The 23,836-nt window shown below is 60.1% G+C and carries 20 protein-coding genes; 10 read left to right on the top strand and 10 right to left on the bottom strand.

Annotation, left to right across the window (positions count from 1 at the left end):
• Positions 1-56 precede the first annotated feature (56 nt).
• Positions 57-941 carry a DUF6685 family protein gene (locus Q0V31_RS17400; RefSeq protein WP_298189840.1) on the bottom strand — a complete coding sequence of 295 codons (885 nt, stop codon included), beginning with the start codon at positions 939-941 and terminating at the stop codon, positions 57-59.
• A 150-nt stretch (positions 942-1,091) separates the two neighbouring features.
• Here Q0V31_RS17400 and Q0V31_RS17395 point away from each other — a divergent pair, with 150 nt between their 5' ends.
• The gene (locus Q0V31_RS17395) at positions 1,092-1,313 is read left to right on the top strand and encodes a DUF2835 domain-containing protein (RefSeq protein WP_298189836.1); all 222 of its coding nucleotides are present in this window, start codon (positions 1,092-1,094) and stop codon (positions 1,311-1,313) included.
• Positions 1,314-1,393: 80 nt separating this feature from the next.
• Positions 1,394-2,428, top strand: a complete 1,035-nt coding sequence (locus Q0V31_RS17390) for a quinone-dependent dihydroorotate dehydrogenase (RefSeq protein WP_298189832.1) — start codon at positions 1,394-1,396, stop codon at positions 2,426-2,428.
• Between the two features lie 80 nt (positions 2,429-2,508).
• On the opposite strand, the gene rmf is transcribed toward Q0V31_RS17390, so the two are convergent.
• Positions 2,509-2,724, bottom strand: a complete 216-nt coding sequence (rmf, locus tag Q0V31_RS17385; protein ID WP_298189830.1) for a ribosome modulation factor — start codon at positions 2,722-2,724, stop codon at positions 2,509-2,511.
• 427 nt (positions 2,725-3,151) lie between these two features.
• Here rmf and rlmKL point away from each other — a divergent pair, with 427 nt between their 5' ends.
• Positions 3,152-5,419, top strand: a complete 2,268-nt coding sequence (gene rlmKL, locus Q0V31_RS17380) for a bifunctional 23S rRNA (guanine(2069)-N(7))-methyltransferase RlmK/23S rRNA (guanine(2445)-N(2))-methyltransferase RlmL (protein WP_298189827.1) — start codon at positions 3,152-3,154, stop codon at positions 5,417-5,419.
• 34 nt (positions 5,420-5,453) lie between these two features.
• On the opposite strand, the gene mnmC is transcribed toward rlmKL, so the two are convergent.
• From mnmC to Q0V31_RS17360, 4 genes are all read right to left on the bottom strand, one after another.
• Entirely contained in the window at positions 5,454-7,433 is a 1,980-nt protein-coding gene (mnmC, locus tag Q0V31_RS17375) for a bifunctional tRNA (5-methylaminomethyl-2-thiouridine)(34)-methyltransferase MnmD/FAD-dependent 5-carboxymethylaminomethyl-2-thiouridine(34) oxidoreductase MnmC (RefSeq protein WP_298189824.1), read from the bottom strand.
• An 11-nt stretch (positions 7,434-7,444) separates the two neighbouring features.
• Positions 7,445-7,942 (bottom strand): transcription elongation factor GreB, encoded by a 498-nt coding sequence (gene greB / locus Q0V31_RS17370; RefSeq protein WP_298189822.1) that lies wholly within the window; start codon positions 7,940-7,942, stop codon positions 7,445-7,447.
• A gap of 87 nt (positions 7,943-8,029) precedes the next feature.
• On the bottom strand, positions 8,030-10,534 hold the full coding sequence (locus tag Q0V31_RS17365) for an ABC transporter permease (protein ID WP_298189818.1): 2,505 nt from the start codon (positions 10,532-10,534) through the stop codon (positions 8,030-8,032).
• Positions 10,534-11,217 (bottom strand): ABC transporter ATP-binding protein, encoded by a 684-nt coding sequence (locus tag Q0V31_RS17360; RefSeq protein WP_298189816.1) that lies wholly within the window; start codon positions 11,215-11,217, stop codon positions 10,534-10,536. The genes Q0V31_RS17365 and Q0V31_RS17360 overlap by 1 nt, the downstream gene beginning before the upstream one ends.
• Positions 11,218-11,227: 10 nt before the next feature.
• Between Q0V31_RS17360 and Q0V31_RS17355 the strand changes: the two genes are divergently transcribed.
• The 3 genes from Q0V31_RS17355 to Q0V31_RS17345 all read left to right on the top strand — a co-directional run bounded on the left by Q0V31_RS17355 (position 11,228) and on the right by Q0V31_RS17345 (position 13,205).
• Complete coding sequence (locus tag Q0V31_RS17355; protein ID WP_298189814.1) at positions 11,228-11,833, top strand: arylesterase; 606 nt, start codon at positions 11,228-11,230, stop codon at positions 11,831-11,833.
• Positions 11,834-11,891: 58 nt separating this feature from the next.
• A complete protein-coding gene (locus tag Q0V31_RS17350) occupies positions 11,892-12,173 on the top strand; it encodes a hypothetical protein (protein WP_298189810.1) in 282 nt (93 codons plus the stop codon).
• A 75-nt stretch (positions 12,174-12,248) separates the two neighbouring features.
• Entirely contained in the window at positions 12,249-13,205 is a 957-nt protein-coding gene (locus Q0V31_RS17345; RefSeq protein WP_298189808.1) for a L,D-transpeptidase family protein, read from the top strand.
• Between the two features lie 142 nt (positions 13,206-13,347).
• Here Q0V31_RS17345 and pabB read toward each other — a convergent pair whose 3' ends face one another.
• The 4 genes from pabB to Q0V31_RS17325 all read right to left on the bottom strand — a co-directional run bounded on the left by pabB (position 13,348) and on the right by Q0V31_RS17325 (position 17,984).
• The gene (gene pabB, locus Q0V31_RS17340; protein WP_298189807.1) at positions 13,348-14,697 is read right to left on the bottom strand and encodes an aminodeoxychorismate synthase component I; all 1,350 of its coding nucleotides are present in this window, start codon (positions 14,695-14,697) and stop codon (positions 13,348-13,350) included.
• A 227-nt stretch (positions 14,698-14,924) separates the two neighbouring features.
• Complete coding sequence (locus Q0V31_RS17335) at positions 14,925-15,911, bottom strand: alpha-L-glutamate ligase-like protein (RefSeq protein WP_298189805.1); 987 nt, start codon at positions 15,909-15,911, stop codon at positions 14,925-14,927.
• 4 nt (positions 15,912-15,915) lie between these two features.
• Positions 15,916-17,442, bottom strand: coding sequence for an inactive transglutaminase family protein (locus Q0V31_RS17330; protein WP_298189802.1), 1,527 nt, complete (start codon positions 17,440-17,442; stop codon positions 15,916-15,918).
• A gap of 5 nt (positions 17,443-17,447) precedes the next feature.
• Positions 17,448-17,984, bottom strand: coding sequence for an ATP-dependent zinc protease (locus Q0V31_RS17325; RefSeq protein WP_298189800.1), 537 nt, complete (start codon positions 17,982-17,984; stop codon positions 17,448-17,450).
• 302 nt (positions 17,985-18,286) lie between these two features.
• Between Q0V31_RS17325 and Q0V31_RS17320 the strand changes: the two genes are divergently transcribed.
• The 4 genes from Q0V31_RS17320 to acnD all read left to right on the top strand — a co-directional run bounded on the left by Q0V31_RS17320 (position 18,287) and on the right by acnD (position 23,765).
• Positions 18,287-19,024, top strand: coding sequence for a GntR family transcriptional regulator (locus tag Q0V31_RS17320; protein WP_298189797.1), 738 nt, complete (start codon positions 18,287-18,289; stop codon positions 19,022-19,024).
• The gene (prpB, locus tag Q0V31_RS17315) at positions 19,021-19,905 is read left to right on the top strand and encodes a methylisocitrate lyase (RefSeq protein ID WP_298189795.1); all 885 of its coding nucleotides are present in this window, start codon (positions 19,021-19,023) and stop codon (positions 19,903-19,905) included. Before Q0V31_RS17320 ends, prpB begins: the two co-directional genes overlap by 4 nt.
• Before the next feature lie 72 nt (positions 19,906-19,977).
• Positions 19,978-21,141 (top strand): 2-methylcitrate synthase, encoded by a 1,164-nt coding sequence (gene prpC, locus Q0V31_RS17310; protein WP_298189792.1) that lies wholly within the window; start codon positions 19,978-19,980, stop codon positions 21,139-21,141.
• Between the two features lie 2 nt (positions 21,142-21,143).
• Positions 21,144-23,765, top strand: a complete 2,622-nt coding sequence (gene acnD, locus Q0V31_RS17305) for a Fe/S-dependent 2-methylisocitrate dehydratase AcnD (RefSeq protein ID WP_298189790.1) — start codon at positions 21,144-21,146, stop codon at positions 23,763-23,765.
• Positions 23,766-23,836: the final 71 nt, after the last annotated feature.

The following is a 23,836-nucleotide window of genomic DNA, read 5'->3' as shown; positions in this document are numbered from 1 at the left end:
CCGCTCTATGCAGCGCGGGCTTTTGTTATCCGCACAAGCAGCTATCGCTCTGTCAATTAGCTGTGATTACGCAGCTGCTTTAAATAGGCCACCACATCCGGCGCTCCTGCCAGACGTAACCCTTCACCCAATGCATTGGCTTCGCTGGAGTGTTTGGGTAGTAGGAGGAACTCCGCAGCGTTGGGGCCGCCAAGCAGTGCCAAGCGCGCATAGGGCAAGCCATTGTCCAGCAGTAAGGCCATAAACGCGGGGTCACTCCAGGCCACATTGGGCATGGCTAATACATGGTAGTGCTGCTGCAAGTCATTGAGGCCCTGCTCGCTTAGGCGGTAATGGCTGAGTTCTGCAGGTAAATTGACCTCCAGTTCGCGCCTGCGGGCATAGGCAATAGCGCAGGCAAAAGCCTCGCTATGCTGCTCGCCTGCCCAGAACACGCGCTCACCGCGCCAGCTGGCTTGGCGCAGGTTGATGCGTTCACCTGCGAGAAAGCGCGGTAAGGCCTGGCTAATAGATTTAACGAAGTCTTTGTAGCTGATGATGCGGACCTGGCGACAGGGCTCGCTGGCAGCGAAGGCCTCAAAGCTGGTGTGGTTAGCCTGTTCGGGGTTGCAGGTAGACAGTCCGTCGATCAGGCGTAGGTCGAGCGATGTCAGTTGCTGTTGTTGCGTATCAATGACACGTACCAACATGGCATGAGCTTGTGCCTTGTCTTCCTGAACCGGGCCGGAGAGTGCGCTGCGTGGCAAGTCGATCAGGCGTTCTAACTGCGGCCCGTCTTGCCAGTAGATACTGTCACGCACTTGCGGCATAGGGCTGAAGGGCAGGCGTAGCTGGCTGGCACGCTCAAGTATTTGGCGTTGCCCGCGGCGGATAAGACCTAGCCGTTGCGCCAAGGTAGCGAGGCGTGCACTGAGGGTGGAAGGCTGCTCAGACAGACTCATGGCCAAGTACAAACTCCGAAATCACCAGTGTCAGTGTGGCAGAGCGTACCGAGCGCTGCACCGGCTTTATCGTCCGTTGCGACAGGCTTTTCAAAGGGCCGCGGCGCGGCGTATGGCAAGATAGCTGCAGTCAGTTGCAAAGGTGCCTCCATGCCCAGTCTGGTGTTTGATATTGCGTTATCGGCCGAGCGCATGCGTGTGGTCTATCAAGGACGTGCCAGTCGCATATTAGTGCAAAGTCGTGACGGTAGGAGTGTCAGTGTGCCAGCTCACCATTTCCGGGCATTTCTGACCCATAACGGCATTTATGGTTCCTTCGAGCTTGAATTCAGCGCGACCGGTGAGCTACTGAGCTTGCGCCGATTGGGCTGATACTGCCATGCGCCTCGCCTATCAGGTACGCAGCCAGCTATAATCGCGGCCTTTGTAACTTTATCGAGCTAAGCCTGCCCATGTATACCCTGGCCCGCGAGCTGCTGTTCAAACTTTCCCCTGAAGCCTCCCATGAACTGTCCATCGACTTGATCGGTGCTGGCGGTCGTCTGGGGCTTAACAGTTTACTGACCAAGAGCCCGGCCTCGTTGCCGATCAAGGTGATGGGCTTGGAGTTTGCCAACCCGGTCGGTTTGGCTGCCGGGTTGGACAAGAATGGCGACGCTATTGATGGTTTCGCTCAGCTGGGCTTTGGCTTTGTCGAGATTGGCACCGTGACGCCGCGTCCGCAGCCGGGTAACCCCAAGCCGCGGTTGTTCCGCTTGCCTGAGGCCGAGGCGATCATCAATCGCATGGGCTTTAACAACCACGGTGTTGATCACTTGCTGGCTCGCGTGCAGGCCGCTAAATACAAGAGCGTGCTGGGCATCAATATTGGCAAGAACTTCGATACCCCAGTTGAGAATGCAGTGGATGATTATCTGCTGTGCCTGGACAAGGTCTATCAACACGCCAGCTATGTAACGGTGAACGTCAGTTCGCCCAATACCCCAGGGCTGCGCAGCCTGCAGTTTGGTGATTCGCTCAAGCAATTACTCGAAGCCCTGCGTAAGCGTCAGGAAGACCTGGCTGCTCTGCATGGCAAGCATGTCCCGCTGGCGATCAAAATTGCTCCGGACATGAGTGACGAAGAAACCATCGAGGTCGCCAGTGCGCTGGTTGAAGCAGGGATGGACGCGGTGATTGCCACCAACACCACCTTGAGTCGCGAAGGCGTGCATGGCCTGGAGTGTGCCGATGAGGCAGGCGGCCTGTCAGGGGCACCGGTGCGAGACAAGAGCACCCACATTGTTCAGGTGCTGGCGGGTGAGTTAAAAGGCCGTTTGCCGATCATTGCGGTTGGCGGTATTACCGAAGGTAAGCATGCGGCTGAGAAAATCGCTGCAGGTGCCAGCTTGGTGCAGATTTACTCTGGTTTTATCTACAAGGGACCTGCGTTGATTCGCGAGGCGGTCGATGCTATAGCCGCGTTGCCGCAAAAAGCGTCGGTATAAAAAGGGCTCCCTAAGGGAGCCCGTGGGCTCGCGCCCGCCGCTCGGATGGAGCGTGCTTGGTAAGTCGGTAGGTTCCTGAATCAGCCGACAGCGTGAAGTTCGTTAAGTCGATGGATACCGGCGGTGCCGGTCATGCCGTCCCAATTGTCGCCGCGGCCTTCGCGCCAGCCGTTCAACCAGGCTTGGCGGACAGAGGCGAGAGTGAAGGGGCAGAGCTCGCGGGATTTACCACTGATGCCGTACTGATAACCGCGCAAAAAAGCTCTTTCTAACGGATCACGCTTAAGTCTTCTCATAGGGTGAAGCCCTCAATGTTGACTGTTATGTCCCTTAGACCTTGTCGCAAGGTCAGGCAGAAATGATCTGCCTTACGGAGTCCGCTGCCGGCGTCGCGAGCCTCCTTGCCAAGCACCGTTGCAGTGATGGCCTGAGGTGATTTCTAACCAATGCGCGGGTAGCTGTGAATGATCGTTTCGTCATAAGGCCGTAACCTTTTTGAGGGTCAGGCCATAAGGACGGTGCCAGACGTCCTGCTTTAACGCGGTAACGCCTATGCTGTGGGCGTTACCGCTGGAGATACTGGTGTTTTACTATCGCGAATGGAATGCGATTGAGACTGTTGTTTATTCCGACGAAGTGTCGTGCTGAGACGCTTTGTCACTTATTTTAGGTGTGCTGATTTTGCGGCACCCCGTTGATTGCCTTAGGCACTGGAAATACCCCATGTCGGAACGTTACGAACTCTTTCTCACCTGCCCCAAGGGCCTCGAAGGCTTGCTGCTCGAAGAAGCCAGCAGCCTCGGTCTTGAAGAGGCGCGTGAGCACACGTCGGCCATTCGTGGCATGGCTGACATGGAGACGGCCTACCGCCTGTGCCTGTGGTCGCGTTTGGCCAACCGTGTGCTGTTGGTGCTTAAGCGCTACAGCGTACAAGACGCTCAGAGCCTCTACGAAGGGGTGCTGGAGGTCGATTGGTTCGAGCACTTGGAACCCAGCGGCAGCTTGGCCGTGGAGTTCAGTGGTAACGGTTCGGGTATTGATAACACGCACTTCGGCGCCTTGAAGGTCAAGGACGGTATTGTCGACAAGCTGCGCCTGAAGGACGGCACTCGCCCCTCGGTTGATAAAATCAACCCGGACATGCGCGTGCACCTGCGTCTGGATCGCGGCGAGGCGATTCTCTCGCTTGATCTCTCCGGCCATAGCCTGCACCAGCGTGGTTATCGCCTGCAGCAGGGTGCTGCGCCACTCAAGGAAAACCTCGCGGCAGCGGTGCTGATCCGTGCCGGCTGGCCGCGCATTGCCGCCGAAGGCGGCGCACTGGCCGACCCCATGTGCGGTGTCGGCACCTTCTTGGTGGAAGCGGCGATGATCGCCGCTGATGTAGCGCCGAACCTGACCCGCGAGCAGTGGGGCTTCAGCAAATGGCTGGGGCATGTACCCGCCTTGTGGAAGAAGCTCCAAGCCGAAGCCCAGCAACGCGCCGAAATCGGTATGGCCAAGCCGCCGCTGTGGATTCGCGGTTACGAGGCCGATCCACGGCTGATTCAACCGGCGCGCAATAACATTGATCGTGCGGGGTTGAGCCACTGGATCAAGGTCTACCAGGGCGAAGTGGCAACGTTTGAGCCGCGCCCGGATCAGAGCCAGAAAGGTTTGGTGATCTGTAACCCGCCGTACGGCGAGCGTTTGGGTGACGAAGCCAGCCTGCTGTATCTCTACCAGAACCTCGGCGAGCGCCTGCGTCAGGCCTGCATGGGCTGGGAGGCTGCGGTGTTTACCGGCGCGCCGGACCTGGGCAAGCGCATGGGCATCCGCAGCCACAAGCAGTACGCCTTCTGGAACGGTGCACTGCCGTGCAAGCTATTGCTGATCAAGGTGCAGCCTGAGCAGTTTGTCACCGGCGAGCGCCGTACCCCTGAGCAGCGTGAACGCGAGCGTGAGCAGGTCGAAGCCGACAAGGCTCCACTTGAACCGCAAGAGCGTCAGTACAACAAGAATGGCAACCCGATTAAACCGGCCCCAGCGCCTGTTATCGAGCAGGCACGCTTGAGCGAAGGCGGGCAGATGTTCGCCAATCGCCTGCAAAAGAACCTGAAACAGCTGGGTAAGTGGGCGCGTCGTGAGGGTGTGCAGTGCTACCGCCTGTATGACGCCGACATGCCGGAATATTCCATGGCGGTGGATCTGTATGGTGATTGGGTGCATGTGCAGGAATATGCTGCACCCAAGTCAATTGATCCTGAGAAAGCCAAATCGCGCATGTTTGACGCCATCGCCGCGATTCCGCAAGCGCTGGGCGTCGACAAGAGCAAGGTGGTGCTCAAGCGCCGCGAACGGCAGAGCGGTACCAAGCAGTACCAGCGCCAGGCCACGCAAGGCCAGTTTATGGAAGTCAACGAGGGCGGCGTAAAGCTGCTGGTCAACCTTACCGACTACCTGGATACCGGGCTGTTCCTCGATCACCGTCCGCTGCGCTTGCGCATTCAGAAAGAGGCCGCCGGCAAGCGCTTCCTCAACCTGTTCTGCTACACCGCCACGGCGACTGTGCATGCGGCCAAGGGCGGCGCACGCACCACCACCAGCGTTGACCTGTCGAAGACTTACCTAGATTGGGCACGCCGCAACCTGTCGCTCAATGGCTATTCGGATAAGAACAAGCTGGAGCAGGGTGATGTGATGACCTGGCTGGCTGAGGATCGTGGCGAGTACGAGCTGATCTTTATCGACCCGCCAACCTTCTCCAACTCCAAGCGCATGGAAGGCATCTTCGACATCCAGCGTGACCATGTGCAGTTGCTCGACTTGGCCATGGCCCGTCTGACTAAAGACGGCGTGCTGTATTTCTCCAACAACTTCCGCAAGTTCGTGCTCGATGAGAGCCTGGCGGCGCGTTATCAGGTTGAAGAAATCAGCGAGTCGACCCTTGATCCGGACTTCGCTCGCAACACGAAAATCCACCGCGCCTGGCGCCTCAGCCTGCGAGGCTGATGTTGTTGTGCGCCTGCCCGCAGGCGCACGGGCTTTAGGGTTTGTTGCGGATCAGTGCGCGTAAAGCGAAGCGGTTGGGGTGGCAAGCCTGTGCCACATCGCTGGGTACGGGTAGCGGCTCGTCGTTGAGCCAGGCAGCAATCAACTCTCCTGAAAGCGGCGCGGTAATCAGCCCGCGTGAGCCGTGGCCGCTGTTGATGTACAGGCCATCCAACCACGGGCAGGGCGTGTCCGGCACCTGGCGGGCGTTTTTGCTGAGTACGGCATAAGACTCGGCAAAGGCTTTCTCATCGGCTAAAGGGCCGACAATCGGTAGGTAATCCGGGCTGGTACAGCGGAATGCAGCGCGCCCCTGCAGTTGCTCGGGGTCCAGCGTGGCGGTGTTAAGCGTATTAGCCAGCTGTGGGGAGATTTCTTCCAATAGCTGCAGATTGCTCGCGTTATCGGCGCTGTTCAGCGACAAGTCGTCACTGCTGAAATCGAAACTGGCGCCTAACGTGTGTTCATTCAAGCGTGCTGGAGCGACGTAGCCTTCGGCGCACACCACCGTGCTGAGGGCGCGGCTGGCTACGGTGGCCGGGAGGCAGCTGATCTGTCCGCGGATTCGTTTCAGCGGCAGGTGTGCGCTCTGGCTGAAATCTTTGATGCCGGCGGCACCGGCCAAGACCACCACGCTCGCGCTGGCCAGCAGGTGCTCGCCATTCCAGGCGTGCCAGTGACCACCCTCGCGGCGCAGTTGCAGGGCTTCTTGGTGCAGTTGCACGCGGATATTTGGCTGTTGACTGAGTAGCTCACACAACGCTGGCGGATTAACCCAGCCCGCCTCGGGGTAGAACAGACCGCCTGCCGGCAAGGCAATGCCAGCCTTTGCCTCAGCACTGGCGTTATCCAGTGCAACCAGCAGGTCTGCCGGAAAAGCGTCGGCGAGTTGCGCTTGGCGCTGCGCTTCTTTTGCATCGAAGGCCAGCTGCAGTACGCCACAGTTATCCCAGGCCGTGCCTTTTGGCAGGCGCTCCAATAGCCTGCGCGTATGTCCATAACCGCTGACGATCAGCCGCGACAGCGTGGTGTGATGGGCCGAAAGTTTGAGGTAAAGCACGCCTTGAGGGTTGCCCGAAGCTTCCTGGGCGATGGCGTTATGGCGCTCCAGTAGGGTCACCTGCCAGCCGCGCTGGGCCAGGCTCGCCGCGGTGGCACAACCGGCCAGGCCGGCACCAACCACTAAGGCGTGGCGGGTGCCGACAGTTTGCGGCGGGCGGGCAAACCAGGGCTTTTCAGCCGGCGCAGCGTTGCCGACAAATGCGCCTTTGAGTACTTCCCATTTTTTCCCCAGGCCCGGCACGCGTTTCATCTTAAAACCGGCATCGTTCAGGCGGCGGCGTACATAGCCGGTGCTGGTAAAGGTGCCCAGGGTGGTGCGGGTGGTGGATAACCTGGCCAGCTCGGTAAACAGCTCCGGGGTCCACATGTCCGGGTTTTTCGCCGGGGCGAAACCATCGAGAAACCAGGCATCGACCTTGGCATCCAGCTGCCCCAGCAACTCCAGCGCATCGCCAATCAGCAGGGTAAGGACGATACGCCCGCCGGCAAATACCAGGCGTTGAAAGCCTGGGTGCAGGGCTACGTACTGTGCCAATAACTGCTCTGAATAGGGCGCAAGCTCCGGCCATAAGGCCAGTGCGCGTTGCAGCTCAGCCTGGTTTAACGGGTATTTTTCCACGCTGACGAAGTGCAGGCGCGCGCCTGTTACCGCCTGCTGTGCAAATAGCTGCCAGGCGCAGAGAAAATTCAGCCCGGTGCCAAACCCGGTTTCGCCTATCACCAGATGCTCGTCCGCGGTCAGTGCAGCGAAGCGCTCCGCTAACTGGTTGTTGGCGAGAAACACATAGCGGCTTTCGGCCAGGCCATTCTCGTTGGAGAAGTACACATCGGCGAATTGCCTGGACAGGGGCTGGCCCTGTTCATCCCACTCAAGGCCAGCTTGCTGGTTTTGCGTATCAGGGGTAAGGGGCATGCTCAGCTCGATTATGGGTAGTCGATGGCGACGATGTACCACGTCTTCTCGCCGGTGGGCGTGTGGACGCGCACTTCGGCGTCCAGGCTTTTGCCGATCAAGGCGCGGGCCAGGGGCGAATCGATGCTGATCAGGTTGTTCTTTAGGTCCAGCTCGTCCGGGCCGATGATGCGGTAACGCGCCTCGACGCCGTCTTCATCTTCTACGGTCACCCAGGCACCGAAGTAGACCTTGTCCGGGTCGCTGGGGCGCGCGCTGACGACCTTGAGGCTTTCCAGGCGTTTGGTTAAAAAACGGACGCGGCTGTCGATCTCACGCAGCATCTTCTTGCCATAGGTGTACTCGGCGTTCTCCGAGCGATCACCTTGAGCGGCGGCTTCGCTGACTGATTGGGTGACTTGCGGGCGACGCACGTGCCAGAGCTCATGCAACTCGGCACGCATGCGCGCCTCGCCCTCGGGGGTGATCAAGGGGGTGCCGGCGGAGCGGGGTGGGCGGTAGCGACTCATAAAAACCTGTTTAACGTCTGCTGCGCGTCGGCCTGCTGCGTTAAAAGCAGGCTCTCAGACGGCTTAGGAAAATGATGCGCGAGTCTATCAGCCCTCGCGCAGCACCGTCAGCGGGCTGACATTAAGTGCCCGTCGTGTGCCGAGAATCCCGGCACCGCCGACCAGCAATGCACCGATCAATGGCAGTAGGAGCAGCCAGGGGTGCGGTTGCCAGCTGAGGTCAAAGGCGAAGCGGTAGAGCAGCAAGCTGATCAGCTCACAACCCAGCGCGGCCAGCAGGCCGCTTGCCGCGCCAAGCAGGCCGAATTCGGCGCGGCGTGCCTTGATCAGTAGTTTGCGCTCGGCGCCCAGAGCGCGCAGCAGAGCGCCCTGGCGGATGCGTTCATCCAGCGTGGCTTGCAACCCGGCGAACAGCACGGCGAGGCCAGCGGCCAGGACGAATAGCAGGACGAACTCAATCGCCAGGGTGACCTGGGCAAGGATGCTGCGCAGCTGCGCGAGGAGTGCTTCGACCTGCAGCAAGGTGACAGTAGGGAAGGCGCGCGACAACTCGACCAGTTGCTGCTCATGCTGCGGCGGCAGGTAGAAGCTGGTCAGGTAGGTAACCGGAAGATCCTGCAAGGTGCCGGGTTGGAAGATCATGTAGAAATTGGGCTGGAAGTTGTTCCAGTCGACTTCACGCAGGCTACTGACCACGGCATCGCGGTTGAGGCCGCCGACGCTGAAACTCAGACGGTCGCCGAGTTTTAGCTGCAGGCTTTGCGCCAGTTTGGATTCCACTGATACGCCGGGTAACTCGCTGGCGTTGGCCTCACTCCACCAGCTGCCGGCGATTAGGGTGTTGTCTGCTGGCAAATCGGCGGCCCAGGTCAGGCTCAGGTCGCGGCGAATGGCGCGCTCGCCTTGGGACTCCTTGCTGACAAGCTGCCGTACCGGCTCACCGTTGATCATCACCAGGCGACCTGGCACCACCGGAAACAACGAAGCAGGCAGCGGCGACAGTTCGTTTAGGCGCGCACTGAAGGCCTCTTTATCCGCTGGCAGAATGTTCAGGGCAAAGTGATTGGGCGCCTGTTCCGGCAGTTGGTCCTGCCAGGTGTCGAGCAACTCGCCGCGCAGCAGGGCGATCAGCGCCATGGCGAGAATGATCAGGCCGAAGGCCAGTGACTGCCCAGCGGCGGCGAGTGGGTTGCGCAGTAATTGGCCCAGCCCCAGTCGCCACGGCAATGAGGCGCTCGCCAGCAGGCGGCGCAGGCTCTGCAGGCCGAGCAGCAGCAAACCGCCCAGTAATGCGGCGGTTACCAGGCCGCCGCCGAGCAGGGCAAAGGTCAATTGCAGGTCGAGGCTCAAACGCCACATGATCAGGCCCAGGGCCAGTAAGGCTGCGCCATACACCAGCCAGGAGCTGGCCGGCACCGGCAGTAAGTCGCGGCGCAGCACCCGCAGCGGCGGCACACGGCCCAGCGCCGCCAAAGGCGGCAAGGCGAAGCCAGCGAGGGCGACCAGCCCGGTGGCCATGCCGGCTAGCGCTGGCCACAGGCTGCCGTCAGGAATCTGTGCAGGCAGCAGATCTTGCAAGACGGCGAACAGCGCCTGTTGCGCCAGCCAGCCGAGCAGGGCGCCAACCAGGCTGGCGCTCACCCCCAGCAGCGCCAGTTGCAGGCTAAACAAGCCTAAAGCCTGCTGGCGTGACAGGCCCAGGCAGCGCAGCAGCGCGCTGGCATCAAAACGCCGGGCGGCAAAACGTGCCGCCGATAAGGCCACGGCCACCCCAGCCAGTAACACCGCAGCGAGGCTGGCGAGATTGAGGTAGCGCTCGGCGCGGCCCAGGGCGTTGCCGACCTGACGATTGCTATCTTTGGCATCCTCCAGGCGCTGGTTGGGCGCAAGTGTCGGGGTGACGCTCTGGCGATACTGGGTCAATGCAGTGCTGTCGCCACGCCACAGCTCCTGATAGCGCACGCGGCTACCCGGCTGTACCACGCCAGTAGCGGCCAGGTCATCTAGGTGCATCAATAGATGCGGCGTCAGGCTGTAGAAGTCCCCGGCCTCGTCCGGCAGAAAAGTCAGCACGCGGGTCAGGCGCAGGGTTTTCGCACCGACTTCAATGCTGTCTCCGGGTTTGAGGTTGAGCGCGACAAACAAGCGGGCTTCGGCCCAGGCTTCACCGGGTTGCGGGCCGGGGCCGGTTTCCTCGGTGTCATACAGCGCGGCGGCACTCTTCAATTCGCCGCGTAATGGATAAACACTATCCGCCGCCTTAACGCTGGCCAGCTGAATGCCGGCGTCGCTGGCCACCACGCTGGAAAACTCCACTAACTGGGCGTGCTCCAGCCCCAGCTGCTTGCCCCGGCTGATTTGCTCGGGGGCGCTGGGTGAGCTGCCGGTCAGGCGCAGGTCAGCGGCGAGAAACTCGGTAGCCCGCAGCAGCATGCCGTCGTTAAGGCGGGCGCTGAAATAACCAATAGCGGTGCTGGCGGCTACCGCGATCAGCAAGGCAAAGAACAGCACGCGCAACTCGCCGGAGCGTGCATCGCGCAGCAACTGGCGGCTGGCCAGCGACAGCAGGCGGCTAAACGGCAGATGGTTCATCAGGGTTCCACGTGGTCGACCAAATGGCCGCCTTCAAGACGGATCAGGCGTTGGCAGCGGTGGGCCAGGCGTTCGTCATGGGTGACCAGTACCAGGGTCGCACCGCGCTCCTTGTTCAGCTCAAACAAAAGATCGCTGATTCGCTCGCCCGTGTGGCTGTCGAGGTTGCCGGTGGGTTCGTCGGCAAACAGCACCGCCGGTTCGGCGGCAAAGGCACGGGCAATCGCCACGCGTTGCTGTTCACCGCCCGAGAGTTGACGTGGGTAATGGGTTAGGCGCTGGCCCAGGCCGACTCGCTCCAGCAGGGTGCGAGCACGCTGGCGGGCATCGGCATGGCCTTCGAGTTCTAAGGGCAGCATGACGTTTTCCAAGGCGTTCAAACTGTCGAGCAACTGGAAGGATTGGAATACGAAACCGACATGCTCGGCGCGCACGCGGGCGCGCTGGTCTTCATCGAGAGCGGCCAGATCATTGCCGGCCAACAGCACGCTGCCGCTGCTGGGCAGGTCGAGCCCGGCGAGCAGGCCTAGCAAGGTAGATTTGCCTGAACCGGAACTGCCGACAATCGCCAGGCTGTCGCCTGAAGCAAGCGCCAGTGACAGGTCATGGAGTATGGTGAGTTCGCCTTCCGTGCTGGGAACCACTTTGCTAAGGTTTCGCGCGGTGAGAATACTTGAGCTCATGGAGAATCCAATGCGTACGTGGTTGATCGGTATTGCCCTGAGCCTGCTGTTATGGGGGCCTGCGGCGTTCGCGGGTACCGTACTGGTCGTCGGCGATAGTATCAGCGCGGCTTTTGGCCTGGATACCCGGCAGGGGTGGGTGGCCTTGCTTGAGCAGCGCCTGGCGGCGCAGGGTTTTGCTCATGGCGTGATCAACGCATCGATCAGTGGCGATACCAGCGCAGGCGGCGCCGCGCGGCTGCCTGCGCTGCTTGACGAGCACCAACCGCAACTGGTGATTATTGAGCTGGGTGGTAACGATGGGCTGCGCGGCCAGCCGCCGGCACAATTGCAACAAAACCTTGCGGCCATGGTGCAGCAATCACAAAAGGCCGGGGCCAAGGTGCTGATCCTCGGGATGCAGTTACCGCCGAATTACGGTGTGCGTTACACCACGGCGTTCGCAGCTGTGTTTCCTCAGGTGGCGCAGGCACATGATGCTGCCCTGGTGCCATTCGTGCTGGAAGGCGTCGGTGGCGTGCCTGGGCTGATGCAGAGCGACGGCATTCACCCCACCGCTGAAGCGCAGCCCAGGCTGCTGGATAACGTCTGGCCAACCCTAAAACCTTTGCTCTGAGAGGCTTTTCTGTACGCCGCCTTTCGGCTAATGTGGCGCCCCCGCACTGGAGCCCTCAATGCCGCGCCCTGCCTGGTCTTTGCACGCCTACCAACTGATTGAGCCTGACGAGCAACTTGATTTGTTCGCCTGCCGAGAGGCGCGCGTGCACCTGTTAGCGCGGCAGCTTGAATTAGGCCAGTTCGCTGACCGCACGCTGTGCGGCGGTTTGTTGCCCGCGCAGCCGTTGTGGCGTGATCTGAGCAAGGCTGTACTGCGCGATAAGCGCTTATGTCCAGCGTGCCGGATGACGCTCGAGGCGCAGAAACGCGGTGATCGCCCTGCATTGCTAGGGTGTTGAGCTATCCCGGCTGCTGATCAATCGGTGTACAATCGCCACGTACTATTACCAACCATTTTCGTCAGGAATTTCCGGATGTTGTCGCGTGCCTTTGCCGTCACCCGCTGCCTGCCACTTGCCGCTGTCTTCGCGGCAACGTCTGTCAGTGCGCTTGAACTCCCGTTGCCACCGCCTGGCGACGATATCGTTGGCGAGGTGCAGGTCATCAAGGCCAAGTATGAAGACACCTTTGCTGATCTGGGTGTGGCCAATGATTTGGGCTACCTGGAAATGGTGATCGCCAACCCGGGCGTTGATGCTTGGTTGCCGGGTGAAGGTAGCGAGATCATCTTGCCAACGCGTTATATCCTGCCGCCAGGCCCGCGCGAGGGCATTGTGATCAACCTCGCCGAGTACCGTCTGTACTACTACCCGAAAGGCGCCAATGTGGTGCACACCTATCCGCTGGGTATTGGCCGCGAAGGCTGGAGCTCGCCAGTGGCCAACGCGCGGATTACCGCCAAGACGCCGAATCCGGGTTGGACACCGCCGAAGTCGATTCTTGCCGAACATGCGGCCGACGGTGATCCGTTGCCGGCTTATGTGCCGCCAGGGCCGGATAACCCGCTAGGCCCTTACAAGCTGGGCTTGTCGGTGCCGGGTTACCTGATTCACGGCTCGAACAAGAAGTTCGGTATCGGTATGCGCGTCAGTCACGGCTGTTTCCGCATGCTTAATCATAACGTGCTGAAGCTGGCATCAATGGTTTCTGTGGGCACGCCGGTGCGCATCATCAATGAGCCTTACAAATTTGGCCGCAGCGGCGGCAAGGTCTATCTGGAGGCTCATGCCCCTCTGGATGATGCCGATGATACCTCGGTAGTCGATAAGCACACGGCGGTGATCAATGCGCTGCTGAGTAACGATGAGTTCGCCGGCCTGCGTTTGGATTGGGAAATGCTGCGCGAAGTGGTCGCGGCTGAAGATGGTTTGCCAGTTGAAATTGCACAGCAGCCGGATCAGGCGGTAGTGGCCACTGAGCCTGCGATCTAAATCAACTGCGTCTTAAAAGTCCGTCATGCATCGGCGCTGACGGGCTTATCAGCGGGTCACTGTGGTGGCTTGATGATTCTGGACACCCTGCGAGGGTTATGCTTCGCAGGGTGTTTTTGTCTGTGCTGAGCAATATTGGCTGTCAGTCGCAGAACTGTTCCAGGGTTTCGAGCAGCACTTTGACCTTGGTGATGGACTCCTGATATTCGGCCTGAGCGTCGGAGTCTGCGACGATGCCGCCGCCGCCCCAGCAGCTGATCTGCCCGTCCTTGGCCAGCAGGCTGCGGATGGCGATTGAACTGTCCATTTCGCCGCGCACATCCAGGTACAGCAGTGAGCCGCAATACAGTGCGCGCCGAGTCGGCTCCAGCTCGTCGATGATTTGCATGGCACGAATCTTCGGTGCACCGGTAATCGAGCCGCCCGGAAAGCTGCCGGCGATCAGGTCCAGGGCATCTTTGTCAGCCGCCAATTCGCCGGTCACGGCACTGACCAGGTGATGCACGTTGGGGTAGCTTTCCAGGGCGAAGAGCTCCGGCACCCGCACCGAACCGATTGTGCAACTGCGACCCAGGTCATTGCGTAGCAGGTCGACAATCATCAGGTTTTCCGCGCGGTCCTTGCGGCTGTCGAGCAAGGCAGCGGCCTGGGCCTGATCCTGTTGCGGGTCGGCATGGCGTGGGCGGGTGCCCTTGATCGGGCGGGTTTCCACTTGTCCTGCGCTGATGCGCAAGAAACGCTCGGGCGACAGGCTGATAATCGCGCCACCTTCTGGCAGCGCCTGATAACCGGAGAACGGTGTCGGGCAAGCGGCGCGTAATGCCTGATAAGCCGTCCAGGGTGAGCCCTGGTAGCGCGCCTGAAAGCGTTGAGCAAAGTTGACCTGGTAGCAGTCGCCCGCCTGGATATACGCCTGAATGCGCGCGAAGCACTGCTGGTATTGCGCTTGCGTGATGGCGGCGCGAAAACGTTCGAGCAGTTTGAAGGGTTGCCCTGCAGGCGCTGCCGCCTGGGTGAACAGTGCGCTCAAGCGCTGGCGTTCGGCGGTGGCCAGGCTGGGGTGAAAGACCAGCTGGCTACGCTGTTGTTGATGATCATTAATCAGTGCCCAGGCATACACACCAAAGCGTGCGTCCGCTAGGTTGAGATCGTCGACAGCGTCGGCGGGCAAGTGCTCCAGCCTGCGGCCAAAATCGTAACTCAGGTAGCCAATCAGGCCGCCGACGAAGGGCAGCGGATTGTCGGCGGGCGCTTGGGCTTCGCCCAGGGCGCTCAGGCTCTGGCGCAAGCGTTGTAAAAAGGCGTTGGCCGTTTCGTCAGGCGCTGCTAGCAGTTCAGTCGAGGGCCATGCGCTCATCAGGTCATAGCGCCCGCGCTGCGCGGTTGGCCGGCCGGCATCCAGCAAGACTGCGCCGGGTGCATGCATGACACAGCTGAAGTAACGCGAAGGGTCTGCTTGGTAGGGTAAAGGCAGTACAAGGCAAGTAGGCATATGACACGTTCGAGGTGCGCGGGCGCCGATTGTAGAACGTCGCTCAGATTCATCCTAGCGCTTGCGCAGGCTTCGTTGATCTGGATGGGAAGGTCGGTGCTGGCCACGCCAGTGTGTGCTTGATGGTCGCTGAAAAAAAACACCCTGCGAGAACATTGTCCTCGCAGGGTGTCGGTATTGCGCCTGATTGACGTCGACTAATCCAGGGTTTTTAGCTGTGCGTTAGATCAGCCCTGGGCTGCCGGTATGTGGCCAAACAGCTCTTGCGAGAAACGCACGCGCTCTTCAGGGGTTTCCACAATGCCTTTCTTTTTCAGCTCGGCGATACGTGCTTCAACCGCATGGGCACGGTGGGTGAGGCCACAGTCGTTGGCAATCTGGATGTTCAGGCCGGGGCGGGCGTTGAGTTCAAGAATCAACGGGCCTTTGTCCTGGTCCAGCACCATGTCCACGCCGATATAACCAAGACCGCAGAGCTCGTAACAGCCGGCTGCCAGCTTCATAAAGCCGTCCCAGTTAGGCAGCTGCACGCCATCCACCGCGTTGGTGGTGTCTGGGTGCTTGCTGATGATGTTGTTCAGCCAGGTGCCGCGCAAGGTCACGCCAGTGGCCATGTCCACCCCTACGCCGATAGCGCCCTGGTGCAGGTTGGCCTTGCCGCCGGATTGGCGGGTTGGCAGGCGTAGCATGGCCATTACCGGGTAGCCCATCAACACGATGATGCGGATATCCGGCACGCCTTCATAGCTGATGCTTTTGAAGATCTGGTCCGGGGTAACGCGGTATTCGATCAGCGCGCGATCACGGTGGCCACCTAGCGAGTAGAGGCCCGTGAGGATGCTGGAGATCTGATGCTCGATCTCCTCGTGGCTGATGATCTTGCCCGAGACGGTGCGGTACTTGTCTTCGAAGCGATCAGCGATCACCAGAATGCCGTCACCGCCAGCGCCTTGTGCGGGCTTGACCACGAAGTCAGGGCGGTCGCCAATGATCTCACGCAGCTTGTCGATGCCTTTCTCGGTCTCGATGACGCCATACATTTCCGGCACATCAATGCCCGCTTCGATCGCGCGCTGCTTGGTGATGATCTTGTCATCGACGATCGGGTACAGGTGCCGTTTGTTGTACTTCAGCACGTAGTCCGCGTTGCGTCGGTTGATGCCCATGATGCCTTTGGCTTCAAGGGCTTTCCACGTCTTGATCAGACCGAGCATGGCATTAGTCCTTGAGGAAGGCTTTGAAGCGGAACAGTTCGGTCAGGCGGTAACCGCGATAGCGACCCATCGCCAACATAAAGCCAACCATGATCATCAGCACCGCAGGGAAGGTGAAGATGAAGTAGTTCAGCTCCTGCACGCTCATCAGCAAGTGCGCCAGGGTGGCGGCGAACAGGGTGCCGATGGCGACCTTGAAGGCATGGCCACCGCCGCGCTCTTCCCAGGTAATCGACAGGCGTTCGATGGTCATGGTCAGAATCACCATTGGGAACAGCGCGACCGATAGACCGCGCTCAAGCCCCAGCTTGTGGCTGAACAGGCTGATGGCGGCGATCAACACGACGACGAAGGTCAGCACCACCGACAGGCGTGGCAGCATCTGCAGCTTCAAGTGTTCAAGGTAGGAGCGCAGCGATAGGCCGAGTGCGGTGATGATGGTGAAGAACACAATGCCGTAGCCCAGCTGCATCTCGCGGAAGGCCAGGGCAATCAGCACCGGGGTGAAGGTGCCGAGTGTCTGCAGGCCACCGAGGTTGCGCAGGATCAGGATCACCAGCACGCCGATCGGGATCATCACCATGATCATAAAGGTCTGCTGGGTCTGCAGCGGCAGGCCATACAGGGTGTATTCGAGGAAATCGGCGTCGGTGTTTTCGTCGGTCAGTTTGGCCAAACGAATGGCGTTCATTTCACTGTTGTTCAGGCTGAAGCTGACTTGCGCCTGCTTGCCACCTTCCAGGGTGACCAGGCTGTCATCGCCGGTCCACCAGACTAGGCGATCAGCCGGTAGGCCTTGTTCGCCGCTTTCCGGGTTGAAGTACAGCCATTTCTCGCCGTTGAAGCTGCGCAGCCAAAGCTCTGGGCTCTGCTGGATTTCAGCGGCAAGGCGGATGGTGTGCACGCGCTGCATCGGCACATGGGCAATGGACAGTAGCAACTCGATGGCCGTGGCTTTGTTGGCGGTAGAAGTATCACCGCTGAGCAGCAGTTTGACGTTGTCGTCGTTGCTGTTGTTGACGCGTTTGATGGTTTCGCTGATGAAGGTTTCGACGTCTGCCGAGTGTTGGCGGATCGGTGCGAGCAAGGCTTCAGCGGCAATCTTCTCGGCCCCTTCGACGGGGATGCTGTCACGGAAGATCGGGCCTTTGGCCTTGGCTTGTTCGCCGCTGTAACGCTTGGTCAGCACCAAGCGGTAGTACAGGGTCTGCTTGCCACTGGCGCGGCGGGCGGACCAGGTGACTTTGCGGTTGCCGTCGGCGCGGTTGATGCTGACGCCATAGTTATTCGAGATAAAGCTCTCATTCAGGCTGACGTAGTCCTGGGTCAGTGGCGGCACGAACATCTGCAGCTTGACCGGCTCGCGCGGGCTGGCTTGGAACTCGACTTTGGCGTCGATGTTCCACAGGTCATCAGTTTCGTCCTCGGTCATGGGGATGCCGAGGATAAAAATCTGATAAGCCGTAATCAGAATGCCCAGACTCACAAGGAGTATGACCAGGACTTTCAGATGGAGGGTAAGAGAGCGCATGGGTATTACTCGCCAAGGTTTGCGTCAGGGGTGCAAGCAGGTTTACCTGCTGCGTATTTAAGACTCGGGTCGACCAGGGCCGAAAAGCGTTTGAGTGCCTCGGAGCCTATCAACAACGGGTATTGGAATGCACTACGATCGGTCAAGTTCACTTCAATTGTGCGCAGGGCATGGCCCATGCAAATGTCCATTTCGATCACCGGGCGCGCCGTGTAAGTTTTTTCTTCCTCTGGATCATAGTCGCCCGCGCGCCGTTTGATCTTGCTGATACGCGCCAGCGGGCGTTCGATCGGGTTGCTGTGCGCCTCATCGATGGCCAAGTAGAAGCGCACCCAGGTTTCGCCATCGCGCTTGAAGCGCTTGATGTCGCGAGCGCTGAGCGATGCAGTCTTTGCCCCAGTGTCGAGCTTGGCGGCCAGCTTCAGGTCTAGGTCGAATAAGCGCACGTACTCATTAAGCCCATAGATCGTCTTCTCCGCGGCGAGACTCAGGCCGGGAGCAAGTAGCAGGCATAGCAACAAGAAGAAGGGCTTGAGTGTCATAAGTCCTGAAGGCGCGGGGTTAAGAGAGGCTGAAGGAGGGCGGCTGGCACCTGTTGCAGAGGGTGCCTGGATCTGGAGTTTGGCCTGCAGTCGGGGATTTCCTCTGCAGGCGTTAAACGGCCGGCATTCTACCATGGGCTTTTTCAGTCAGGACAGGCAGTTGTAAGCGTTTTTGCGTGTGATGGCGCGGCCGTGTACGACTAAAGCAGTGCTAACTATTGTCGACAATAGTTAAGGATTGTTTGACTTGTACGCTGGCTATGGGTAGTTTTTAGGCAATTAAATTAATCAGTGTCGACAATATGCTTGATGTGATTGAGCCGTTCGAGTCCAGTCAAGAAGATTCTGAAACCCTCTCCGAGCAGGTTTTTCGGCGTATTCAGGCGGCTATCGTCAAAGGTGAGATTGCCCCCGGCAGCAAAATCTCCGAGCCGGAGCTGGCGCGCACCTATGGCATTAGCCGCGGGCCATTGCGTGAGGCAATCCACCGCCTGGAAGGTCAGCGCCTACTGGTGCGTGTGCCTCACGTCGGGGCGCGTGTGGTGTCGCTCAATCATGCCGAGCTGATCGAGCTGTATGAAATTCGTGAGTCGCTGGAGGGCATGGCTTGTCGCTTGGCGGCTGAGCGCATGACCTCGGCAGAAATTGATGAGCTGCGCCGGGTGCTCGACCTGCATGAGCAGGATGCGGCGTTCAAAGCCGGTGTCGGTTATTACCAGCAAGAAGGCGATTTTGACTTTCACTACCGGATCATCCAGGGCAGCGGCAACAAGACCCTGACCCAGATGCTCTGCGGTGAGCTGTATCAATTGGTGCGCATGTATCGCCTGCAATTCTCGGCGACGCCTAACCGGCCGCGTCAGGCGTTTGCTGAGCACCATCGCATTCTTGATGCCATCGCCGAACGTGACGGCGAGCTGGCCGAGTTATTGATGCGCCGGCATATCGGCGCCTCCAAACGTAATATCGAGCGCCACTTTGCCCTCAGCAAAGAGCGGGGCGCACCCACCAAAACAGCCAAAACCCGAGGTGAGTCATGAGCATGAAAAGTCCCGGTCAGCGTTTCCGCGATGCGGTTGCCGAAGAGCACCCGCTGCAAGTCATTGGCGCAATCAACGCCAACCATGCCCTGCTGGCCAAACGTGCCGGTTTCAAGGCGATTTATCTGTCCGGTGGCGGTGTGGCGGCGGGTTCGCTGGGTTTGCCGGACCTAGGTATCACCGGCCTGGATGACGTGCTCACCGATGTGCGGCGCATTACCGATGTTTGCGATCTGCCGCTGCTGGTGGATGTCGACACGGGTTTCGGCAGTTCGGCGTTCAACGTGGCGCGCACGGTCAAGTCGATGATCAAGTTCGGCGCGGCGGCGATTCATATTGAAGATCAGGTGGGCGCCAAGCGTTGTGGTCATCGTCCTAATAAGGAGATCGTCTCCCAGCAGGAAATGGTCGACCGTATTAAGGCCGCCGTCGATGCCCGTACCGACGACAGCTTCGTGATCATGGCGCGCACCGATGCGCTGGCAGTTGAAGGCTTGAACTCGGCCCTGGATCGCGCAGCAGCCTGTGTCGAGGCCGGTGCTGACATGATTTTCCCGGAAGCGATCACCGAGCTGGCGATGTACAAAACCTTCGCCGACCGCGTCAATGCACCGATTCTGGCCAATATCACCGAATTCGGCGCGACGCCGCTGTACACCACCGAAGAGCTGGCGGCAGTAGACGTTGGTCTGGTGTTGTACCCGCTGTCGGCCTTCCGCGCCATGAACAAAGCGGCCGAGAATGTCTACATGGCCGTGCGCCGCGACGGTACGCAGAAGAATGTGGTCGATACCATGCAGACCCGCATGGAATTGTACGAGCGCATCAATTACCACGCCTTCGAGCAAAGCCTTGACGCGCTGTTTGCCGCCAAAAAATAACCGGAGCGCAGGTCTTAGCCGCCTGCGCATAACAAGAACAGCCCGACCGGATCGGATGAGGAGAGATTAGTCATGAGTGCGACCCCAGAAACCACCACCCCAGGCTTCAAGCCAAAAAAATCCGTGGCCCTGAGCGGCACTGCCGCCGGCAACACCGCCCTGTGCACTGTCGGCCGTACCGGTAACGACCTGCACTACCGCGGTTATGACGTGCTCGATTTTGCCAACCGCTGCGAGTTCGAGGAAATCGCTCACCTGCTGGTGCATGGCAAGCTGCCTAACGTCGCCGAACTGGCGGGTTACAAGGCCAAGCTCAAAGCCCTGCGGGGCCTGCCGGCGAGTCTCAAGGTCAGCCTTGAGCAGCTGCCGCCGTCGGCGCATCCGATGGACGTGATGCGTACCGCCGTATCCGTGTTGGGGTGTGTGTCGCCAGAGAAAGACGATCACAACCATCCGGGCGCCCGTGATATCGCCGACAAGCTGATGGCCTCGCTGGGCAGCGCACTGCTGTACTGGTACCACTTCAGCCACAACGGCAAGCGCATTGATGTGGAAACCGACGATGATTCCATCGGCGGTCACTTCCTCCATCTGCTGCACGGTGAAAAGCCGCGCGAGTCGTGGGTGCGGGCCATGCACACCTCGCTCAACCTGTACGCCGAGCACGAATTCAACGCCTCCACCTTCACCTCGCGGGTCATCGCCGGCACCGGGTCGGACATGTATTCCTGCATCGCCGGCGGTATTGGTGCGTTGCGCGGGCCGAAGCACGGCGGCGCCAACGAAGTGGCGTTCGAGATTCAGAAGCGCTACGACAACCCGGATCAAGCCGAAGCCGATATCCGTGCCCGCGTCGAGAAGAAGGAAGTGGTGATCGGTTTCGGTCACCCGGTCTACACCGTCAGTGATCCGCGTAACCAGGTGATCAAGGACGTTGCTCGCGAGCTGTCTGCCGAGCAGGGCAATATGAAGATGTACGACATTGCCGAGCGCCTTGAGTCGACCATGTGGGAAATCAAGAAGATGTTCCCCAACCTCGACTGGTTCAGCGCGGTTAGCTACCACATGATGGGCGTGCCAACCGCCATGTTCACCCCGCTGTTCGTGATTGCGCGCACCTCGGGTTGGTCCAGCCACGTGATCGAGCAGCGCATCGACGGCAAGATTATTCGCCCGAGCGCCAATTACGTTGGCCCGGAAGACGTCAAGTTCGTGCCGCTCAAGGAGCGTACATAACCATGACCATTACCCTTAACAGCCAATACCGCAAGCCGTTGCCCGGCACCGTGTTGGACTACTTCGACACCCGCGAGGCGGTGGATGCCATTGCCCCCGGTGCCTACGCCAAGCTGCCCTATGTTTCGCGCGTGCTGGCCGAGCAGTTGGTGCGTCGCTGTGACCCAGCGATCCTCACCGAATCGCTAAAGCAGCTGATCGAGCGCAAGCGCGACCTGGATTTCCCCTGGTACCCGGCTCGCGTAGTCTGCCACGACATTCTCGGCCAGACCGCACTGGTCGACCTGGCAGGTTTGCGTGATGCGATTGCCGAGCAGGGCGGTGACCCGTCCAAGGTCAACCCAGTGGTGCCGACCCAGCTTATCGTCGACCACTCGCTGGCTGTTGAGGCTGCGGGTTTCGACCCGGACGCCTTCGACAAGAACCGCGCCATCGAAGATCGCCGCAACGAAGATCGCTTCCACTTTATTGAATGGACCAAGACTGCGTTCAAGAACGTCGACGTGATCCCGGCCGGCAACGGCATCATGCATCAGATCAACCTGGAGAAAATGAGCCCGGTGATTCAGGCGCGGGGCGGCGTGGCCTTCCCGGACACCTGTGTCGGCACTGACAGTCACACCCCGCATGTCGATGCGCTGGGCGTAATCGCAGTGGGTGTGGGTGGTCTGGAAGCCGAAACCGTAATGCTCGGTCGCGCCTCGATGATGCGTCTGCCGGATATCGTCGGCGTCGAGCTGACCGGCAAGCGCCAGCCAGGCATTACCGCCACGGATATCGTCCTGGCCATCACCGAGTTCCTGCGTGCTGAGCGCGTGGTCGGTGCCTGGGTTGAGTTCTTCGGTGAGGGCGCCAACAGCCTGACCATAGGCGACCGCGCCACCATCTCCAACATGTGCCCAGAATACGGCGCTACCGCCTCGATGTTCTACATCGACCAGCAAACCATCGATTACCTCAAGCTCACCGGCCGCGAGCCAGAGCAAGTGGCGCTGGTCGAGCACTACGCCAAGACCACCGGTCTGTGGGCCGATGCGCTGGTCACCGCCGAATACGAGCGAGTGCTGAGCTTCGACCTGTCGACTGTGGTGCGCAACATGGCCGGCCCGAGCAATCCGCATCGCCGCCTGCCGACGTCGGCACTGAACGAGCGTGGCATTGCCGATGGAGCCAAGCTGGCATCCGGTAAGGCTGAAGAAGCCGACGGTTTGATGCCTGATGGTGCGGTGATCATCGCCGCCATCACCAGCTGTACCAACACCTCCAACCCGCGCAACGTGGTGGCCGCTGGCCTGGTGGCGAAGAAGGCCAACGCCCTCGGCCTACTGCGCAAGCCTTGGGTCAAAACCTCCTTTGCCCCAGGTTCCAAGGTCGCCAAGCTGTACCTGGAAGATGCAGGCCTGCTGACCGAGCTGGAGCAGCTGGGTTTCGGCATTGTGGGCTACGCCTGCACCACCTGTAACGGTATGTCCGGCGCGCTGGATCCAGTGATCCAACAGGAAATCATCGACCGCGACCTGTATGCCACCGCCGTATTGTCCGGTAACCGCAACTTTGACGGGCGGATTCACCCCTACGCCAAGCAGGCCTTCCTCGCCTCGCCGCCGCTGGTAGTGGCGTACGCCATCGCCGGCACCGTGCGCTTCGATATTGAGCAGGACGTGCTGGGCCTGGATAAGAGCGGTAATCCGGTCACCCTGAAAGACCTGTGGCCGAGCGATGAGGAAATCGACGCCATCGTTGCCGCTAGCGTTAAGCCGGAGCAGTTCCGTCAGGTTTACATCCCGATGTTCGATCTCGGCGCCGTGACCGAAGCCGAGAGCCCGTTGTACGACTGGCGCCCGATGTCCACCTACATTCGTCGTCCACCGTACTGGGAAGGCGCGCTGGCCGGTGAGCGCACGCTCAAGGGCATGCTGCCGCTGGCCGTGCTGCCGGACAACATCACCACCGATCACTTGTCGCCGTCCAACGCGATTTTGCTGAATTCGGCGGCGGGTGAGTACCTGCACAAAATGGGCTTGCCGGAGGAAGACTTCAACTCCTACGCCACCCACCGTGGTGACCATTTGACCGCGCAGCGCGCCACCTTCGCCAACCCGCAACTGGTCAACGAAATGGCCGTGGTGGATGGCCAGGTGAAGAAGGGCTCGCTGGCTCGCGTCGAGCCGGAAGGCAAGGTCGTACGCATGTGGGAAGCCATCGAAACCTACATGGAGCGCAAGCAGAACCTGATCATCATCGCCGGTGCTGACTATGGCCAGGGCAGCTCGCGTGACTGGGCCGCCAAGGGGCCTCGTTTGGCCGGTGTTGAGGTGATTGCGGCCGAAGGGTTCGAGCGTATTCACCGCACCAACCTGATCGGCATGGGCGTACTGCCACTGGAGTTCAAGCCGGGCACTACGCGCCTGACTTTGGGTATCGACGGTACTGAAAGCTATGACGTGATCGGCGAGCGCACACCGCGCGCGACCCTGACCCTAGTGATCAACCGCCGTAACGGCGAGCGCGTTGAGGTGCCGATGACCTGCCGTCTGGATAGCGACGAAGAAGTGCTGATCTACGAGGCTGGCGGCGTGCTACAGCGCTTCGCTCAGGACTTCCTTGAGTCGTCCAAGGGCTGATCTACCACCGGGGCGGCAACGCCCCGATCTTTCCTAGGGTGGATCACGCTGTATCGATCCACCATGACCGC

This window comes from uncultured Pseudomonas sp., from assembly GCF_943846705.1.
In the GTDB taxonomy this organism is placed as follows: domain Bacteria; phylum Pseudomonadota; class Gammaproteobacteria; order Pseudomonadales; family Pseudomonadaceae; genus Aquipseudomonas.
Note: the sequence above shows the minus strand (reverse complement) of the source record. Positions and strands in the feature narration are given on the sequence as shown.

Bases quoted from the DNA above. Each gene is read 5' to 3' on its own strand.
- Q0V31_RS17345 (WP_298189808.1), top strand. From the start codon at position 12,249: ATGTTGTCGCGTGCCTTTGCCGTCACCCGCTGCCTGCCACTTGCCGCT.
- Q0V31_RS17325 (WP_298189800.1), bottom strand. From the start codon at position 17,984: ATGACACTCAAGCCCTTCTTCTTGTTGCTATGCCTGCTACTTGCTCCC.
- Q0V31_RS17330 (WP_298189802.1), bottom strand. From the start codon at position 17,442: ATGCGCTCTCTTACCCTCCATCTGAAAGTCCTGGTCATACTCCTTGTG.
- Q0V31_RS17400 (WP_298189840.1), bottom strand. From the start codon at position 941: ATGAGTCTGTCTGAGCAGCCTTCCACCCTCAGTGCACGCCTCGCTACC.
- mnmC (WP_298189824.1), bottom strand. From the start codon at position 7,433: ATGCCCCTTACCCCTGATACGCAAAACCAGCAAGCTGGCCTTGAGTGG.
- prpC (WP_298189792.1), top strand. From the start codon at position 19,978: ATGAGTGCGACCCCAGAAACCACCACCCCAGGCTTCAAGCCAAAAAAA.
- greB (WP_298189822.1), bottom strand. From the start codon at position 7,942: ATGAGTCGCTACCGCCCACCCCGCTCCGCCGGCACCCCCTTGATCACC.
- rmf (WP_298189830.1), bottom strand. From the start codon at position 2,724: ATGAGAAGACTTAAGCGTGATCCGTTAGAAAGAGCTTTTTTGCGCGGT.
- rlmKL (WP_298189827.1), top strand. From the start codon at position 3,152: ATGTCGGAACGTTACGAACTCTTTCTCACCTGCCCCAAGGGCCTCGAA.
- Q0V31_RS17365 (WP_298189818.1), bottom strand. From the start codon at position 10,534: ATGAACCATCTGCCGTTTAGCCGCCTGCTGTCGCTGGCCAGCCGCCAG.
- acnD (WP_298189790.1), top strand. From the start codon at position 21,144: ATGACCATTACCCTTAACAGCCAATACCGCAAGCCGTTGCCCGGCACC.
- Q0V31_RS17350 (WP_298189810.1), top strand. From the start codon at position 11,892: ATGCCGCGCCCTGCCTGGTCTTTGCACGCCTACCAACTGATTGAGCCT.
- Q0V31_RS17360 (WP_298189816.1), bottom strand. From the start codon at position 11,217: ATGAGCTCAAGTATTCTCACCGCGCGAAACCTTAGCAAAGTGGTTCCC.
- Q0V31_RS17335 (WP_298189805.1), bottom strand. From the start codon at position 15,911: ATGCTCGGTCTGATCAAGACGTGGAAAGCCCTTGAAGCCAAAGGCATC.
- Q0V31_RS17355 (WP_298189814.1), top strand. From the start codon at position 11,228: ATGCGTACGTGGTTGATCGGTATTGCCCTGAGCCTGCTGTTATGGGGG.
- prpB (WP_298189795.1), top strand. From the start codon at position 19,021: ATGAGCATGAAAAGTCCCGGTCAGCGTTTCCGCGATGCGGTTGCCGAA.
- Q0V31_RS17390 (WP_298189832.1), top strand. From the start codon at position 1,394: ATGTATACCCTGGCCCGCGAGCTGCTGTTCAAACTTTCCCCTGAAGCC.
- pabB (WP_298189807.1), bottom strand. From the start codon at position 14,697: ATGCCTACTTGCCTTGTACTGCCTTTACCCTACCAAGCAGACCCTTCG.
- Q0V31_RS17320 (WP_298189797.1), top strand. From the start codon at position 18,287: ATGCTTGATGTGATTGAGCCGTTCGAGTCCAGTCAAGAAGATTCTGAA.
- Q0V31_RS17395 (WP_298189836.1), top strand. From the start codon at position 1,092: ATGCCCAGTCTGGTGTTTGATATTGCGTTATCGGCCGAGCGCATGCGT.